The sequence below is a fragment of the Aureimonas pseudogalii genome, assembly GCF_014196835.1.
In the GTDB taxonomy this organism is placed as follows: domain Bacteria; phylum Pseudomonadota; class Alphaproteobacteria; order Rhizobiales; family Rhizobiaceae; genus Aureimonas; species Aureimonas pseudogalii.
Map to the genome: position 1 here is coordinate 90,330 of NZ_JACIEK010000004.1, position 14,547 is coordinate 104,876.

The 14,547-nt window shown below is 68.2% G+C and carries 13 protein-coding genes; 6 read left to right on the top strand and 7 right to left on the bottom strand.

Annotated elements, in window-relative coordinates:
* Positions 1 to 2: 2 nt before the first annotated feature.
* Positions 3 to 833: a carbohydrate ABC transporter permease gene (locus GGR04_RS10130; protein WP_183199754.1), complete on the top strand. Its 831-nt coding sequence runs from the start codon at positions 3 to 5 to the stop codon at positions 831 to 833.
* Between the two features lie 25 nt (positions 834 to 858).
* Positions 859 to 1,857 (top strand): ABC transporter ATP-binding protein, encoded by a 999-nt coding sequence (locus GGR04_RS10135; RefSeq protein WP_183199755.1) that lies wholly within the window; start codon positions 859 to 861, stop codon positions 1,855 to 1,857.
* 108 nt (positions 1,858 to 1,965) lie between these two features.
* Here GGR04_RS10135 and GGR04_RS10140 read toward each other — a convergent pair whose 3' ends face one another.
* The 4 genes from GGR04_RS10140 to rfbA form a co-directional block, all read right to left on the bottom strand.
* Entirely contained in the window at positions 1,966 to 3,852 is a 1,887-nt protein-coding gene (locus tag GGR04_RS10140; protein ID WP_183199756.1) for a glycosyltransferase family 2 protein, read from the bottom strand.
* A 49-nt stretch (positions 3,853 to 3,901) separates the two neighbouring features.
* Positions 3,902 to 4,657 carry an ABC transporter ATP-binding protein gene (locus GGR04_RS10145; protein ID WP_183199757.1) on the bottom strand — a complete coding sequence of 252 codons (756 nt, stop codon included), beginning with the start codon at positions 4,655 to 4,657 and terminating at the stop codon, positions 3,902 to 3,904.
* A gap of 7 nt (positions 4,658 to 4,664) precedes the next feature.
* The gene (locus tag GGR04_RS10150; RefSeq protein ID WP_183199758.1) at positions 4,665 to 5,513 is read right to left on the bottom strand and encodes an ABC transporter permease; all 849 of its coding nucleotides are present in this window, start codon (positions 5,511 to 5,513) and stop codon (positions 4,665 to 4,667) included.
* A 159-nt stretch (positions 5,514 to 5,672) separates the two neighbouring features.
* The gene (rfbA, locus tag GGR04_RS10155; RefSeq protein ID WP_183199759.1) at positions 5,673 to 6,545 is read right to left on the bottom strand and encodes a glucose-1-phosphate thymidylyltransferase RfbA; all 873 of its coding nucleotides are present in this window, start codon (positions 6,543 to 6,545) and stop codon (positions 5,673 to 5,675) included.
* Positions 6,546 to 6,726: 181 nt separating this feature from the next.
* Here rfbA and rfbC point away from each other — a divergent pair, with 181 nt between their 5' ends.
* From rfbC to GGR04_RS10175, 4 genes are read left to right on the top strand one after another with little or no spacing between them, the layout of a single operon-like run.
* Complete coding sequence (gene rfbC / locus GGR04_RS10160; protein ID WP_183199760.1) at positions 6,727 to 7,302, top strand: dTDP-4-dehydrorhamnose 3,5-epimerase; 576 nt, start codon at positions 6,727 to 6,729, stop codon at positions 7,300 to 7,302.
* Complete coding sequence (gene rfbB, locus GGR04_RS10165; protein WP_183199761.1) at positions 7,299 to 8,366, top strand: dTDP-glucose 4,6-dehydratase; 1,068 nt, start codon at positions 7,299 to 7,301, stop codon at positions 8,364 to 8,366. The genes rfbC and rfbB overlap by 4 nt, the downstream gene beginning before the upstream one ends.
* 4 nt (positions 8,367 to 8,370) lie before the next feature.
* Positions 8,371 to 9,255 (top strand): dTDP-4-dehydrorhamnose reductase, encoded by an 885-nt coding sequence (gene rfbD, locus GGR04_RS10170; RefSeq protein ID WP_183199762.1) that lies wholly within the window; start codon positions 8,371 to 8,373, stop codon positions 9,253 to 9,255.
* The gene (locus tag GGR04_RS10175; RefSeq protein ID WP_183199763.1) at positions 9,252 to 10,211 is read left to right on the top strand and encodes a rhamnan synthesis F family protein; all 960 of its coding nucleotides are present in this window, start codon (positions 9,252 to 9,254) and stop codon (positions 10,209 to 10,211) included. The genes rfbD and GGR04_RS10175 overlap by 4 nt, the downstream gene beginning before the upstream one ends.
* A gap of 7 nt (positions 10,212 to 10,218) precedes the next feature.
* Here the strand turns inward: GGR04_RS10175 and GGR04_RS10180 are convergent, their stop codons facing one another.
* The 3 genes from GGR04_RS10180 to GGR04_RS10190 form a co-directional block, all read right to left on the bottom strand.
* Positions 10,219 to 11,370: a DegT/DnrJ/EryC1/StrS family aminotransferase gene (locus GGR04_RS10180; RefSeq protein ID WP_183199764.1), complete on the bottom strand. Its 1,152-nt coding sequence runs from the start codon at positions 11,368 to 11,370 to the stop codon at positions 10,219 to 10,221.
* Positions 11,371 to 11,531: 161 nt separating this feature from the next.
* The gene (locus GGR04_RS10185; RefSeq protein WP_183199765.1) at positions 11,532 to 12,656 is read right to left on the bottom strand and encodes a glycosyltransferase family 4 protein; all 1,125 of its coding nucleotides are present in this window, start codon (positions 12,654 to 12,656) and stop codon (positions 11,532 to 11,534) included.
* A 95-nt stretch (positions 12,657 to 12,751) separates the two neighbouring features.
* On the bottom strand, positions 12,752 to 14,467 hold the full coding sequence (locus tag GGR04_RS10190) for a thiamine pyrophosphate-dependent enzyme (protein ID WP_183199766.1): 1,716 nt from the start codon (positions 14,465 to 14,467) through the stop codon (positions 12,752 to 12,754).
* Positions 14,468 to 14,547: the final 80 nt, after the last annotated feature.

The window sequence follows — 14,547 nt, forward strand, 5'->3', positions numbered from 1 at the left end:
CCATGGCTCGACGCATTTCCACCCGCCGGAAGGCCCTGATGACGGTGCTGGCCTGGTTCGTGGGCTTCCTGATCTTCTTTCCGATCCTCTGGACGATCCTGACCTCGTTCAAGAGCGAACTCGACGCCATCGCCATTCCGCCGAAATTCCTGTTCTTCGACTGGACGACAGAGAATTACGTCGCGATCCAGGAGCAGCGGAACTATTTCGCGTTCCTGCTGAACTCCGTCTATCTCTCGCTCGGCTCGACGCTGCTCGGCCTCGTCTTCGCCATTCCCGCGGCCTGGGCCATGGCATTTTCGCCGACGCCGCGCACCAAGAGCGTCCTTCTCTGGATGCTCTCCACCAAGATGATGCCGGCGGTCGGCGCGCTCGTGCCGGTCACGATCGTCTTCCGCAGCCTCGGCCTGCTCGACAGCCGCTTCGGATTGATCATCATCCTGTTCCTGATCAACCTGCCGATCATGGTCTGGATGCTCTACACCTACTTCAAGGAGATCCCCGGCGAGATCCTGGAGGCGTCGCGAATGGACGGCGCGAGTCTGCGCCAGGAGCTGTTCCAGGTGCTCGCGCCGATGGCGGTGCCGGGCATCGCCTCGACGATCCTCCTCACGGTGATTCTCGCCTGGAACGAGGCGTTTTGGACGCTGCTGCTGACCACCACCAACGCGGCGCCGCTGACGGCCTTCATCGCATCCTTCTCCAGCCCGCAGGGCAACTTCTACGCCAAGCTCTCGGCCGCCTCGACGCTCGCCATCGCTCCCATCCTGATCATCGGCTGGTTCTCGCAGAAGCAGCTCGTTCGCGGCCTCACCTTCGGCGCCGTGAAGTGACCGCTCCCATCCAGAGGAATTGCGCATGAGTGCGATCACGCTCCAGAACGTCAGCAAGCGCTTCGGCGACGCCGTCATCATTCCCGGCCTCGACCTGCAGATCGAGGATGGCGAGTTCGTCGTCTTCGTCGGCCCCTCGGGCTGCGGCAAGTCGACCCTTCTGCGCCTCATCGCCGGCCTGGAGGACACGTCCGGCGGCAAGGTGGTGATCGACGGACGCGACGTCACCGACGCGCCTCCGGCAAAGCGCGAGCTGGCGATGGTGTTCCAGTCCTACGCGCTCTATCCGCACATGAGCGTCGCCTCCAACATCGGCTTCCCGCTGAAGATGGCGGGCATGTCGAAGGACCAGATCGACGCCAAGGTGAAGGGCGCGGCTGCGACGCTCAACCTCACCGACTATCTCCACCGCAAGCCGCGCGAACTCTCGGGCGGCCAGCGCCAGCGCGTCGCCATCGGCCGCGCCATCGTGCGCGAGCCCAAGGGCTTCCTCTTCGACGAGCCGCTGTCCAATCTCGACGCGGCGCTGCGCGTCAACATGCGGCTGGAGCTCTCGGAGCTGCATCAGCAGCTGAAGACCACGATGATCTACGTCACGCACGACCAGGTCGAGGCGATGACCATGGCCGACAAGATCGTGGTGCTGAACAAGGGCAACATCGAGCAGGTGGGCTCGCCGCTCGACCTCTACGCCCACCCGCACAACCTCTTCGTCGCCGGCTTCATCGGTTCGCCGAAGATGAACGTCCTCAAGGGCGCGTTCGCGGCCAAGCACGGCGCAGCCACGGTCGGCTTCCGGCCCGAGCATACCAGCCTCTCGACCACGAGCGGCGAGCTGCGCGGCATCGCCGGCGTCTCCGAGCATCTGGGCTCCGACACGTTCGTCCACGTCAAGCTCGACAATGGCGAGCAGGTGACGGCGCGTTCGCCCGGCGACTTCCGCGTCGGCCATGGCGACGCGGTCTGGCTGACGCCCGAGGCGGGCCGGCTGCATCGCTTCGACGAGGGTGGCTTGGCGGTCTGACCCGGCGGGACGAGGGGCGGGGGCGTTTCTGCCGGCGAGGGAACCGTCGCCGGTCGGCCCTCTGCCGGACGCCGGATCAGAGGTGTCCGGTTCGTCGGCTGCGCGGTTTCAGGTTTTCTCGGGCAACCGCCAGGGTTTCGAGGTCGAATGCTCGAAATCCAGCCGGAAATCGATGTGTCCGCGCTCGAAATTGATGTTGTAGAACGGATCGGCGCGAAGAGCCTCGCCCCATCGTTCCTGCATGACACGGCTTTCCGCCTCGAACCGCGCGCGGTTGGGGCCCTGCATGTCGCTACCGCGCGACTGTGATTCCAGGTGGTAGAGTTCGGCGAAGGGCGTCCAGACGATCCGCCAGCCCTTCTGCCGGATGCGCAGACACAGATCGACGTCGTTGAAGGCGACCTTGAGCGAGGTCTCGTCGAACCCGCCGACCGCTTCGAAGACCTCGCGTCGAAGGGCGAGGCAGGCGGCCGTCACGGCCGAAAGCTCTCGTGCCAACGCCAGCTGGCCGCCATAGCCGACATCGTCGCGCGGCGCGAGATGGCCGAAATGGCCGGCGACGCCGGTGCTGCCGTCGAACGCTTCGCCGGCGCCGAGCGCGACGCCCGCATGCTGAACCCGCTCGTCGGCATAGAGGAGCTTGGCGCCGACCGCGCCGACATCCGGCCGGATCGCGTGCGACACCATCTCCTCGAGCCAGTCCGGCGCGATCACGTCGATGTCGTTGTTGAGGAGGACGACGACGTCGGATCGGATCGGGGCGATGGCTTCGTTGTTGAGGCGTGCGTAGTTGAAGTCGCCGGGGCTCTCGACCACGCGGACGCGGGGGTCGCCGGCCAGACGGACCAGTAGGTCCAGGGTCTCCGGTTCGACGCTGCCATTGTCGACGATGACGATCTCGAACGTCTCGTAGCGCGTGCGCTCCAGCAGGCCAGCGACGCAGCGTTCCAGAAGATCGGCGCGATCACGCGTCGGGATGACGATCGAGACGCTGGGCTGGGGATCGGGAAGCGGCCAGTGCACCTGCGTCCACTGATCGCGGCCGGGTAGCGACGAGATGCGTGCGCCGTCGGCGCCTGGATGGGTCGCCAGAAAGTCGCCGATGGCGCGTCGCGCGGCATCGATGCAACGATCGAGTTGCGACTGCGAGAACGAGCCCTCGTCGAGCCGCCGCCAATGGTAGAGCACTGCCGGGATGTGGCGGATCGTACCCGGTGCGGAAGCTGCGACCGAGCGCAGCGCGAGATCGTAGTCCTGGCTGCCCTCGTAGCCGACGCGAAAGCCGCCGATCTCGCGCAGCAACGACGTCCGGTAGACGCCGAGATGGCTGACCACGTTGTGTCCGAGCAGCAGGTCGAGGTTCCAGGCCGGCTTGAAGTAGGGACCGTGGCGCCGCCCCGCGGCGTCGATCTGGTCCTCGTCGCTGTAGAGGACGTTGAGATCCGGCGACGACTGAAGCTCGCGCGCGACGCGGTAGAGTGCGTGCTCCGGCACGAGGTCGTCATGGTCCATCAGCGCCGTGAACTCGCCGGCCGCCAGCGACAGGGCCGTGTTCGAGGCCTGCGAAATGTTGCCGTTGGTCTCGCGCACCACCCACTTGATGCGCGGCTCGGCGCTTGCGAGCTCGCGGATCGTCTCGGCGACGCGCGGATCGGGCGAGCAGTCGTCGGCGATGCAGAGTTCCCAGTGCGGGTAGAGCTGCGCCTGCACCGAGGCGATTGCATCGCGCAGCAGCCGATCGTCCGTGTCGTAGGTCGGCATGATCACCGAGATCAGCGGACGGTAAGCGAAACCCTCGATCTCGGCTCGGATCAGCGCCCGGTCGCGCGCGTCGATCGTGTCGCAGCGCGCGACCCAGCGATCATAGGCCGCCGCCAGTTCCACGCGGTTCTGCCAAGCCTTCCACAGGCGATAGCGGTGCAGCAGCTGACCGGTCGCCGTCCAGTGGACCAGCTTGAAGGCTTGAACGGCGCGGGCTCTGATCTGCGCGATCACGCGGAGCGCTCGAACGCCGGACGGCACGAAGCCTGCGCCATCACCGGTCTCAGGCCGCCGTCAGGGAGTCGTGATAGGCGTCGAGCACCTCGTCGATGCCGGCATGCATGCGCATGCGCCCGTGCTCCATCCAGATCGCCGTGGTGCACCACTGGCGTAGCAGGTCGTCGGCATGCGAGGCGAGGACGAGGAGGCCGGCCTCGCTGACGAAGGCGCGCATCCGCTCCTTGGCCTGCTGCAGGAAGGCCGCGTCGCCGGCGCCGATGCCCTCGTCGATCAAGAGGATCTCCGGCCGGATCGAGGTCGACACCGCGAAGGCGAGGCGCGTCGCCATGCCGGTGGAGTAGGTGCGCAGCGGCATGTCGAGGAACTCGCCGAGATCGCTGATCGCGCCGATCTCGTCGGCCCGCCGCTGGATCTCCTGCTTGGAATAGCCGAGCAGCATGCCGCGTAGGATGATGTTGTCCCAACCCGTGGCGTCCGGATCCATGCCGAAGGCAAGATCGAACATCGAGGCGACGTCGCCGCTGACGCTGACGCGCCCGGCGGTCGGCGCGTAGATCCCGGCCATGATGCGCAGGATCGTCGACTTGCCTGCACCATTGTGGCCGACGAGGCCGACGCGCGTGCCATGCTCGAGCGAAAGCGACAGCTGGTCCACCGCGCGCACCGAAAGCCGCCCGCTGTCGCGCGGCTGGATCTGCCCACCGGTGGCGGCCGAGATGACGTTGTTCTTCAGCGAGCGGTTGCTGGCGTTGAAGATGGGAATGTCGACCGAGACGGCGTCGAAACGAATGGATGCCATGTCGCGATCAGGCCCAATAGGCGATGCGGCTGCGGTAGCGCGCGAAGAAGAAGAAGGCGACGGTGCCGGTGACGATCGTGATGCCGATGCAGGCCAGCCAGTTCTGCAGGAGGCCGGTGCCGCCGAGCAGCGGATCGCGGGTGATCTCGATGAAATGGTAGAACGGGTTCGCCGCGAGGAAGAAGGCGCGGTTAGGCACCATCGACGCGTTCCAGAGGATCGGCGTCATGAAGAAGATCACCTGGATGACGCTCGCCACGATCATCGGAATGTCGCGGAAGCGCGCGCAGAGCGGCCCGAGGATCATCGCCACGAACAGGCCGTTCAGCGTCACCAGCGCCAGCGCGGGAATGAAGAGCAGGCCATTGAGGCCGGGCCAGATGCCGAAGACCATCGCGACCACGATGTAGATGATGAAGTTGTGGCCGAAGGTGATGAGCTGCTTCCACATGAACTGGAACAGGTAGACGCTCATGGGCATGCGGATCTGGCGCACCGCGGTCGCCGCTCCCGAAAAGATGTCGCAGCTGCCGGTGATCGTGGTGCCGATGAGACCCCACATGATGAAGCCGATGGCGAGGAAGGGCAGGTAGTCGTGGATGTCCTGCCCGAAGATCTCGGAATAGAGCACGCCGAGGCCGCCGACCATCACGCCCATCGACAGGGTGAGCCAGAAGGGCCCGAGGATCGAGCGGCTGTAGTGCTTGCGCACGTCACGCCAGCCGAGGAACAGCCAGAGCTCGCGCTTGGCGAGGCCTTCGGAGAAGTCGGCGATGCAGTCGCGGACCCGGCTGGCGCGATCCTGCTCGCCCGTCGCGATCCAGGCCCGCATGGGTTTGTCGAGGGTCGCGCTCATGGGTTCTCCCGGCTCCGGTCCGCAACGCGCACCGGCCTGATCGTCTGTCCGGCGCGGGGCGGCGACGCGAAGGTTGCGTCGCGCCGACCCCGCCCCGGAGGTGCCTGATACCGCAGCCTCACGCAGCGCACAAGCAAAGGCCAGATCCCGCTTCGGCCCTCAGAGGGTGCCGCGGGCGAGGCGCTGGAGATAGAGCCCATACTGGCTCTTGCCGAGTTCGCGCCCGAGCGTCATCAGCTGGTCGGCGTCGATGAAGCCAAGGTTGAAGGCGATCTCCTCGGGGCACGAGATCTTGAAGCCCTGGCGGTGCTCCAGCGTGCGCACGAACTCGGCGGCCTCCAGCAGCGAGTCGGGCGTGCCGGTGTCGAGCCAGGCGAAGCCGCGCCCCATGCTCTCGACGGACAGCGTGCCTTCTTCGAGGTAGATCCGGTTGAGGTCGGTGATCTCCAGCTCGCCGCGCGGCGAGGGCTTCAGCGTGCGCGCCAGTTCCGAGGCGCGTCCGTCGTAGAAGTAGAGGCCCGTCACCGCCCAGTTCGAGGTCGGGTTCGCGGGCTTTTCTTCAATCGTCGTCGCGCGGCCGTCCGCCCCGAAGGAGACGACGCCGTAACGCTCGGGATCGTTGACATGGTAGGCGAAGACGCTGGCGCCGCGGTCGCGCGTCACGGCCCGGCCGAGAAGCTCCGGCAGGCCGTGGCCGTAGAACAGGTTGTCGCCGAGCACGAGCGCCGAGGTCTCGCCGCCGATGAACTCCTCGCCGATGAGATAGGCCTGCGCCAGCCCGTCCGGGCTCGGCTGCTCGGCATAGGTGAACTTGACGCCCCAGCGCTCGCCGGTGCCCAGCAGCGCGCGGAAGCGCGGCAGGTCGTGCGGGGTGGAGATGATCAGGATGTCGCGGATGCCCGTGAGCATCAGCGTCGACAACGGATAGTAGATCATCGGCTTGTCGTAGACGGGCAGCAGCTGCTTCGAAGCCGTCAACGTCATCGGGTGCAGCCGCGTGCCGCTTCCCCCTGCCAGAATGATGCCCTTCATGGTCGGATGCCTCGCCTCGTCCTGTCGCAAATCCGTCGTCTCAGAAGTCGGTCTTTAGCCGGATGCACAGGGACTGACCAGCGGCAGGGCACGATCCGCTCGTCTGACGTGCGCTTTTCCTTGCGAGCGGCCGACCTTTGTCGCAAAACCCGCCGCGACAGAGTTCACGGAAAGCGACCCCATGCTCGACATTCGCGCCCTGGAAATCCCGGACGTGCTGGAGATCACGCCGCGGAAGTTCGGCGACGACCGCGGCTTCTTCTCCGAGACGTTCCAGCGCGACCGGCTGAAGGCGGGCGGCGTCGCGGCGGACTGGATGCAGGACAACCAGTCCTATTCCGCAGAGGCCTTCACGCTGCGCGGCCTGCACTACCAGGAGCCGCCCTTCGCGCAGGACAAGCTGGTGCGCGTGCTGCGTGGCGCGATCCTCGACGTCGCGGTCGACATCCGCCGGGGTTCGCCGACCTATGGCCAATGGGTCTCGCTCGAAGTCACGGCCGACAAGTTCAACCAGATCCTCGTGCCCGCCGGCTTCGCGCACGGCTTCCTGACGCTCGTGCCGGACACGGAAGTCTTCTACAAGGTGTCGGCGCCCTATAGCGGTGCGCACGACCGCTCGATCCGCTTCGACGATCCCGCGCTCGGCATCGACTGGCCGCTCGGCGGGCGCACGCCCGTTCTCTCGGCGAAGGACGAAGCCGCGCCTCTGCTAGCCGACGTCGCCAACCCGTTCGTGTTCGAAGGAGCCGCCCGATGAAGATCCTCGTCACCGGCGGCGCCGGTTTCATCGGTTCGGCGGTCTGCCGCCATCTCATCGGCGACACCGAGCATTCGGTGGTCAATCTCGACAAGCTCACCTATGCTGCGAGCCTCGGCTCCGTCGCCTCGATCGAGGCCGACCCGCGCTATCGCTTCGTGCGCGGCGACATTCTCGACCGCGCCTTCGTGACCGCGCTTCTGCGCGAGGAGCAGCCGGACGCCATCATGCATCTGGCCGCCGAGAGCCATGTCGACCGCTCGATCGACGGACCCGGCGACTTCATCCAGACCAACATCGTCGGGACCTACGAGCTGCTGGAGGCGGCGCGGGCCTACTGGTCTGGTCTCGACGGCGAAAAGAAGGCGGGCTTCCGCTTCCACCATATCTCGACCGACGAGGTCTATGGCGACCTGCCGCTCGACGACAGCCTGTTCACCGAGGAGACGCCCTACGCGCCGTCCTCGCCCTATTCGGCCTCGAAGGCGGCGTCCGACCATCTGGTGATGGCGTGGCACCACACCTATCACATGCCGGTGGTGCTCTCGAACTGCTCGAACAACTACGGCCCCTACCATTTCCCCGAGAAGCTCATTCCGCTGATGATCCTCAACGGGCTGGAGGGCAAGAAACTGCCGGTCTACGGCCGCGGCGAGAACGTGCGCGACTGGCTCTATGTCGACGACCACGCGCGGGCGCTTGCGCTGGTGGCGACGAAGGGCGAGGCCGGGCGCTCCTACAATATCGGTGGACGCAACGAGCGCTCGAACCTCGCGGTGGTCGAGACGATCTGCGACACGCTTGACCGGCTGTCGCCGCTGGCGGACGGCTCTTCGCGCCGCGACCTGATCTCGTTCGTCACCGACCGGCCGGGCCACGACCTGCGCTATGCGATCGACGCCTCGCGCATCGAGAGCGAACTCGGCTGGCAGGCACGGGAGACCTTCGAGACCGGCCTGGAAAAGACCATTCGCTGGTATCTCGACAACCGCGACTGGTGGCAGCCGATCCGCGAGGGTCGCTACTCCGGCGAGCGCCTCGGCGCCGCGGCCTCGAAGGGCTGAGCGGATGCGGTTGCTCGTCACCGGCCGCGAGGGCCAGGTCGCGCAGGCCTTGCTGGCGCTGGCATCGGACGAACTCGACGTGGTGGCGCTCGGACGTCCCGAGCTCGACCTCACCGACCGCGCGACGATCGAGCGCGCGATCGCGGCGCACCGGCCCGACGTCGTCGTGAACGCCGCGGCCTACACGGCGGTGGACAAGGCCGAAAGCGATGAGGCGGCGGCCTTCGCGGTCAACCGCGACGGTGCCGGCCATGCTGCGGCGGCCGCGGCGGCAGCCGGGCTGCCGATCGTCCACCTTTCCACCGACTACGTGTTTCCCGGCGACAAGGACGGCCGGTACCGCGAGGACGACGCCACCGGTCCGCAAGGCGTCTACGGCCGCTCCAAGCTCGCGGGCGAGGCGGCAGTGGCGAGCGCCAACCCGCGCCATGCGATCCTGCGGACGGCTTGGGTCTACGGCGCCTACGGCAACAACTTTCTGAAGACGATGCTGCGGCTTGCCGAGACGCGCGACGTGCTGCGCGTCGTCGCCGACCAATTGGGCACGCCGACCTACGCCCCCGACATCGCCGAGGGCGTGGTGCGCGTCGCCCGCCGACTGCGCGAGCCCGGCGCGAGCGATGCCACGGGCGTCTTCCACATGGTCTGCGAGGGCGAGACCAACTGGGCAGGCTTCGCGGGAGAGATCTTCGCTGTGTCGGCCCTCGACGGCGGCCCCAGCGCGCTGGTGGAGCCGATCACCACTGCGGAATACCCGACGCCGGCGAAGCGGCCCGCCAACTCGCGGCTGGATACGACGCTGTTCGGCGACCGGTTCGGCGCGTTGCCGGACTGGCGCAGCGGCGTCGTGCGCTGCCTCGCCGCGCTGAAGGCGAACGCGCCGGCATGAGACCCGATGTTCCCGTCGTCTTCGTCCACGTCCACTATCCCGACGTCTGGGCCGAGATGGCGTTGGAGCTCGCAGCGGCCTTCGACCGGCCCTTCGGGCTGGTGCTCACCTGCCGCGACGCCGCCATGTCACTCGCGGCCGTCGAGAGCCCGCATCTGGCCTTCCAGCGACGGCTGACGGTGGAGAACCGTGGGCGCGACGTGCTGCCCTTCACCGCGGCCCTCCGCGATCTCGGGCCGTCCTTCACGATCGGCCTGAAGCTCCACACCAAGCGCTCGGTTCACCGCGAGGACGGCGAGGGCTGGCGTCGCTACCTGACCGGCTCTCTGCTGGAGCGCGGCGACGGGACGGGGCCGAAGGCGCTGGACCTGATGGAGCGCGAGCCCGCGATCGGACTGATCGCCCCGCGCGCCCATCTCCTGCCGCTGCAAGGGCGGATCGTCCTCAACGCCTGGATCATCCGGCGCATGATCCGGCTGATGGGCATGCCCCTGACGATGCCCGACCTCGAAACCCGGCGCTTCGCGGCCGGCTCGATGTTCTGGTTTCGGCGCGAGGCGCTGACGCATTTCGAGAACCCGGATCTGCCCGGCCTCTTCGCGCCCGAGAAGGGCCAACTCGACGGCACGGCCGCGCACGGCGCCGAACGCCTCTTCGCGGCGGTTGTGGAGCTCGAAGGCTTCGCGGCGACGGCGGCCGAAGCGGTGGATTCCATCGCGAAGGCCGCAGGCGAGGGCTCGCTCTCCAAGGCCGAGATCGACGCCGTGTCGGATGCCACGATCGACGACGCGGCGAACCCGTTCATCCTGCCGATGGCGCGCTTCTGGCGGCGCCACCCCTATGCGCTCATCGCCGCGCATCAGCTCTATACGCGCTCGCCCAAGCCCGTCTGGCGGCTGGCGCGCCGCCTGCTCAAGCACTTCACGGTGGACCGCGAGCCCGCCGGCCGCGGCTGACGCCCGATCACGCCGTGTGGCTGATCGCGTCCAGCGACTCGGCCACCGCCGCGACGATGCGATCCTGCGTCGGCTCGTCGAGATAGGCGTGCATCGGCAGGCTGACGACCTCGGTGCAGAGCTGCTCGGTTACTGGCAGTCCGTTGCCGCCGACGGGCCAGTGGCGATAGGCGGTCTGCTGGTGGAGGCCCTTTCCGTAATAGATCACGGTGGGTACGCCGCGTTCCTTCATCTGCGCCATGAAGGCGTCTCGCCGCCCGCCGGGCACGCGGATCGTGTATTGCGCCCAGGTCGACACGATGTCGTCGGAGATCGCCTGCGGCGTCACGGCTGCCGGCAGCAACTCGCCGTAGCGCCGGGCGACGCGCATGCGGGCCTCGATCTCCTCGGGGAAGAGCGCCAGCTTCTCCGCGAGCACCGCCGCCTGGAACGTGTCGAGCCGGGCGGTGAGGCCGAGGCGCACGTTGTCGTACTTGTCCGATCCCATGCCGTGGATGCGGATCGACTTCAGCACCGCCGCCAGTTCTTCGTCGTCGGTCTGGATCGCGCCGCCGTCGCCGTAGCAGCCCAAGGGCTTCGCCGGATAGAAGCTGGTGGCGACGACGTCGGACCAGCGGCCGGACATCTCGCCCGACAGCGTCGAGCCGTAGCCCTGCGCGGCGTCGGAGATGATTTTGATTCCGAACTCGTCGGCGACGGCGCGGATGGCGGGATAGTCGGCGATCTGCCCGAAGAGATCGACCGCGATGATGGCGCGGGGGGTGAGGTCGCCGCGCGACGCGATCTCGGCGACGGTGCGTCGCAGATGGGCGGGATCGAGGTTGAACGTGTCGGGCAGCACCTCGACGAAGACCGGCGAGGCGCCGACGAGGCCGACGACCTCGGCCGTGGCGGCGAAGGTGAAGCTCGGGCAGAACACCGCGTCGCCGGGGCCGATGCCCCAGGCCATCAGCGGCATCAGCAGCGCGTCGGTGCCCGAGCCGCAGGTGACGGTGTGCTGCATCCCCCCGAAGGCCGAGAGCCCGGCTTCGAGCTCCGTGACGTCCGGCCCCATGATGAAGGACCCCTCGTCCATGATGCGCGCCAGCCGGGCCTCGATCCGCGGCCGGATCCGGTCGCGCTGGGTGGCGAGATCGATGAACGGGATCGGCTGGCTCATGGCGGGTCCTTTTCGCGGTGCGAGCGGCGACGGCAGACGACAGGCCGTCGCCGCGGTCGAGGGCTAGCCTGTTCGCCCGTTCGTTTCAAACCCTTGGTGTGTCGTCCCGCCATCACGTTTGGCGTGCGGCGCGCCATCGCCGTGAGGGCACGCCGCGATGCTCAGGCGTCCAGCAGCCGTCGATAGAGCCGGCTCACCGCCGCCGCGACGTCGGCCTCGGTATAGCCGTCGCGCACCCGCGCCGCCGCCGCCGCGCCCATCCGGTCGACGAGCCCGCGATCCCCCGCCAGTTGCACGAGACGCCCGGCCAGCGCCGCCGCGTCGTCCACCGGCACCACGAAGCCGTCGAGGCCGTCGCGCACGAAGGAGCGGCATCCCGGCACGTCCGTCGTCAGCGAGAGACGACCGCAGGCGGCCGATTCGAGAAGCGTGCGCGGCAGGCCTTCGCCGCCACGCGAGGCGAGCGCTGCGACGTGATGCTCGCGCCAGACGCCGGCGACGTCGCGCGTCGGGCCATGCCAGACGATGCCGGGACGGTGCGACCAGTCCTCCAGCGTGGCGCGCGGAATGGCGCGTGGATTGGACGGATCGGGCTTGCCATAGAGCGAAAGCTCCACCGCGGCGCCGTCGCGGCGCGCCTGCTCCACCGCCTCGACCATCGTGTCGATGCCCTTCGACCAGAGCATGCGGGCCACCACGGCGACACGCAGCGTCGGGCCGGCCGGCGGCGGGGTCTCCGGATAGGCGGCCGGGTCGATGCCGGCGCCGCCGAGGATCGCCACGTCCGGGGCGTCGGCGTCGAGCCCGAGGAGGGCGGGATCGTCGCGGTTCTCGAAGACGAAGCGCGTTGCCGTCGAGCGCAGCGGGCCGGTCGTGACGGCCCGCACGAAGCCGCGGGCGAGACTCGCGCGACGGTCGGAGCGCGCGCCGAGGAAGCCGAGGCCGGTCAAGGCATAGACGCGCCGCCGCACGCCGGCGAGCACGCTGGCCGCGCCGCCCACGAGGATCGGCTTCAGCGAGATGCAATGGACGATGTCCGGCCGCTCCGCACGCAGGATCGCGGCGAGACGCCCCACCGTGCCGGCGGCCTGCAGCGGATTGACGCTCCGTCGCTCCGCCTCGAGCGGAACGACGCGCGCGCCCGTCGTGCGAATCGCTTCCGCATGGTCGCGGACCCGCGCGATCACCACGACATCGAGTCCCATCGCCACCGCCGCCCGCGCCATCGGCAGGAAATGCGAGGCGAAGAACCAGTCCTCGGTGACGACGAAGGCGAGCTTGGGCAAGACGATCCTGGGTGCTGACGAAGACGCGCCAGCGCTTAGCCCGGTCACGCGGGAAGGGGAAGGGCAGGCCGCCGCACGCCTGCCCACCCGCTCGATCAGCCGACGAAATTCTCCTTCAGCAGCGTCAGCACGTCCTTGCCCCGGCCGCCGATCATCGCCTTGGCCGAATAGAGAGCGGTGCCGAAGACCTGCGCGGCCTGGACGGTGGGCGGCATCACCAGTTCCATCCGGTCGGTGAGCACGTCGAGCAGCGCCGGCCCGGGCTCGGCCAGCCAGGCGCGCACGGCCTCGTCGAGATCCTCGGCCCGCTCGACGCGCCGACCCGACCAGCCCATCGCCGTCGCGACGGCCGCGAAGTCGGGGTTCTTGAGGTCGGTATAGGTGTCGAGCAGCCCGTCGACCTTCTGCTCCAGTTCCACGAAGCCGAGCGAGCCGTTGTTGAACACCGCGACCTTGATCGGGATGTGCTCCTGCACGGCGGTGATCATGTCGCCCATCAGCATGGTCAGCCCGCCGTCGCCCGACAGCGAGATCACCTGCCGCTCGGGCGCGGCCTTCTTGGCACCGAGCGCCTGCGGCATGGCGTTGGCCATCGTGCCATGCGTCAGGCTCACGATCGTGCGGCGCCGCGCGGTGGCGCTGAGATGGCGCAGCGCCCAGACCATCGGCGAGCCGCAATCGGCCGTGAAGACGGCATCGTCGTCGGCGTGCCGGTCGATCAGCCGGGTGAGATATTGCGGGTGGATCGCGCCGCCCCGGCCGATCTCGGCGCGTTCGTCGAGCTTCGCTGTGGCGCTCTCGTGCCGTTCGAGGCAGGCATCGAGAAAGCGGCGGTCGTCGCGTGGGGTAAGCCCCGGCAGAAGCGCGTCGAGCGTCGTGCGAATGTCGCCGACGGCGCCGATCTCGATGGGATGGCGCCGGCCGAGATGGGTCGGGTCGATGTCGATCTGGATGATCCGCGCCTTGTCCGGGTAAAACTGGCGCCAGGCGAAGTCGCAGCCGAGCAGCAACAGCGTGTCGCAGTCGGTCAGCGCCCGATAGCCCGATTCGACGCCGAACACCCCGGTCATCCCGACGTTGAACGGGTTGTCGAATTCGAGGAAGTCCTTGGCGCGCGAGGTGTGCGCCACCGGCGCCTTCAGCCGGTCGGCGAGATCGACGATCTGGCGATGCGCGCCCTCGCAGCCCGAACCGCCGTAGATCGCGATCCGCTCGCCGAGATTGAGCAGCGCGGCGATCCGGTCGAGTTCGCCGTCGCTCGGCCGCGTTTGGGGTTGCGAGAGGTGCACGGCGAAGGGGGCGTCGTCCGTCAGCGCCTCCTTCGAGACGTCCACGGGGACGATGAGAACGGCGACGCCGCGCTTCGAGAGGGCGGCCTGTGCCGCCATCGCGGTGAGGCGCCTTGCCTGCGCGGCCGTGCGGATCTCCTCGCAGAACACCGAGCAGGCACCGAAGATCGGCCGGTAGTCGACCTCCTGGGGAAAGTCGAAACCGAGTTCGTCGCGGGCGATCTGGCTGGCGATCAGCACCACGGGTGCGCGGTTGCGATGGCTCTCGAAGAGACCGTTGACGAAGTGCAGGCTGCCGGGACCGCAGGAGCCCGCGCAGGCCGTGAGGTTGCCCGTCAGCATCGCCTCAGCGCCCGCCGCGAAGCCGCCGACCTCTTCGTGCCGCACATGAACCCATTCGATGTCGCTGCGCCGGATCGAATCGGTGACGTAGTTCAACGAGTCGCCGGGGACGCCCCAGCAATGCTTCACGCCGGCGGCCTGAAGGGTTTCGACGATCGCGTCGGCAACGGTCTTGGCCATGAGAGAAAGGTTCCTTCGAGGATGAGCTCCCGACCCCTCAACGCGTTCGGCCGAACCGGGTTCGCCGTCACCGGCCGACA

Coding starts and splice junctions, on each gene's coding strand:
- rfbB (WP_183199761.1), top strand. CDS start 7,299: ATGAAGATCCTCGTCACCGGCGGCGCCGGTTTCATCGGTTCGGCGGTC.
- GGR04_RS10135 (WP_183199755.1), top strand. CDS start 859: ATGAGTGCGATCACGCTCCAGAACGTCAGCAAGCGCTTCGGCGACGCC.
- GGR04_RS10145 (WP_183199757.1), bottom strand. CDS start 4,657: ATGGCATCCATTCGTTTCGACGCCGTCTCGGTCGACATTCCCATCTTC.
- GGR04_RS10180 (WP_183199764.1), bottom strand. CDS start 11,370: ATGAGCCAGCCGATCCCGTTCATCGATCTCGCCACCCAGCGCGACCGG.
- GGR04_RS10150 (WP_183199758.1), bottom strand. CDS start 5,513: ATGAGCGCGACCCTCGACAAACCCATGCGGGCCTGGATCGCGACGGGC.
- GGR04_RS10190 (WP_183199766.1), bottom strand. CDS start 14,467: ATGGCCAAGACCGTTGCCGACGCGATCGTCGAAACCCTTCAGGCCGCC.
- rfbD (WP_183199762.1), top strand. CDS start 8,371: ATGCGGTTGCTCGTCACCGGCCGCGAGGGCCAGGTCGCGCAGGCCTTG.
- GGR04_RS10175 (WP_183199763.1), top strand. CDS start 9,252: ATGAGACCCGATGTTCCCGTCGTCTTCGTCCACGTCCACTATCCCGAC.
- rfbA (WP_183199759.1), bottom strand. CDS start 6,545: ATGAAGGGCATCATTCTGGCAGGGGGAAGCGGCACGCGGCTGCACCCG.
- rfbC (WP_183199760.1), top strand. CDS start 6,727: ATGCTCGACATTCGCGCCCTGGAAATCCCGGACGTGCTGGAGATCACG.
- GGR04_RS10130 (WP_183199754.1), top strand. CDS start 3: ATGGCTCGACGCATTTCCACCCGCCGGAAGGCCCTGATGACGGTGCTG.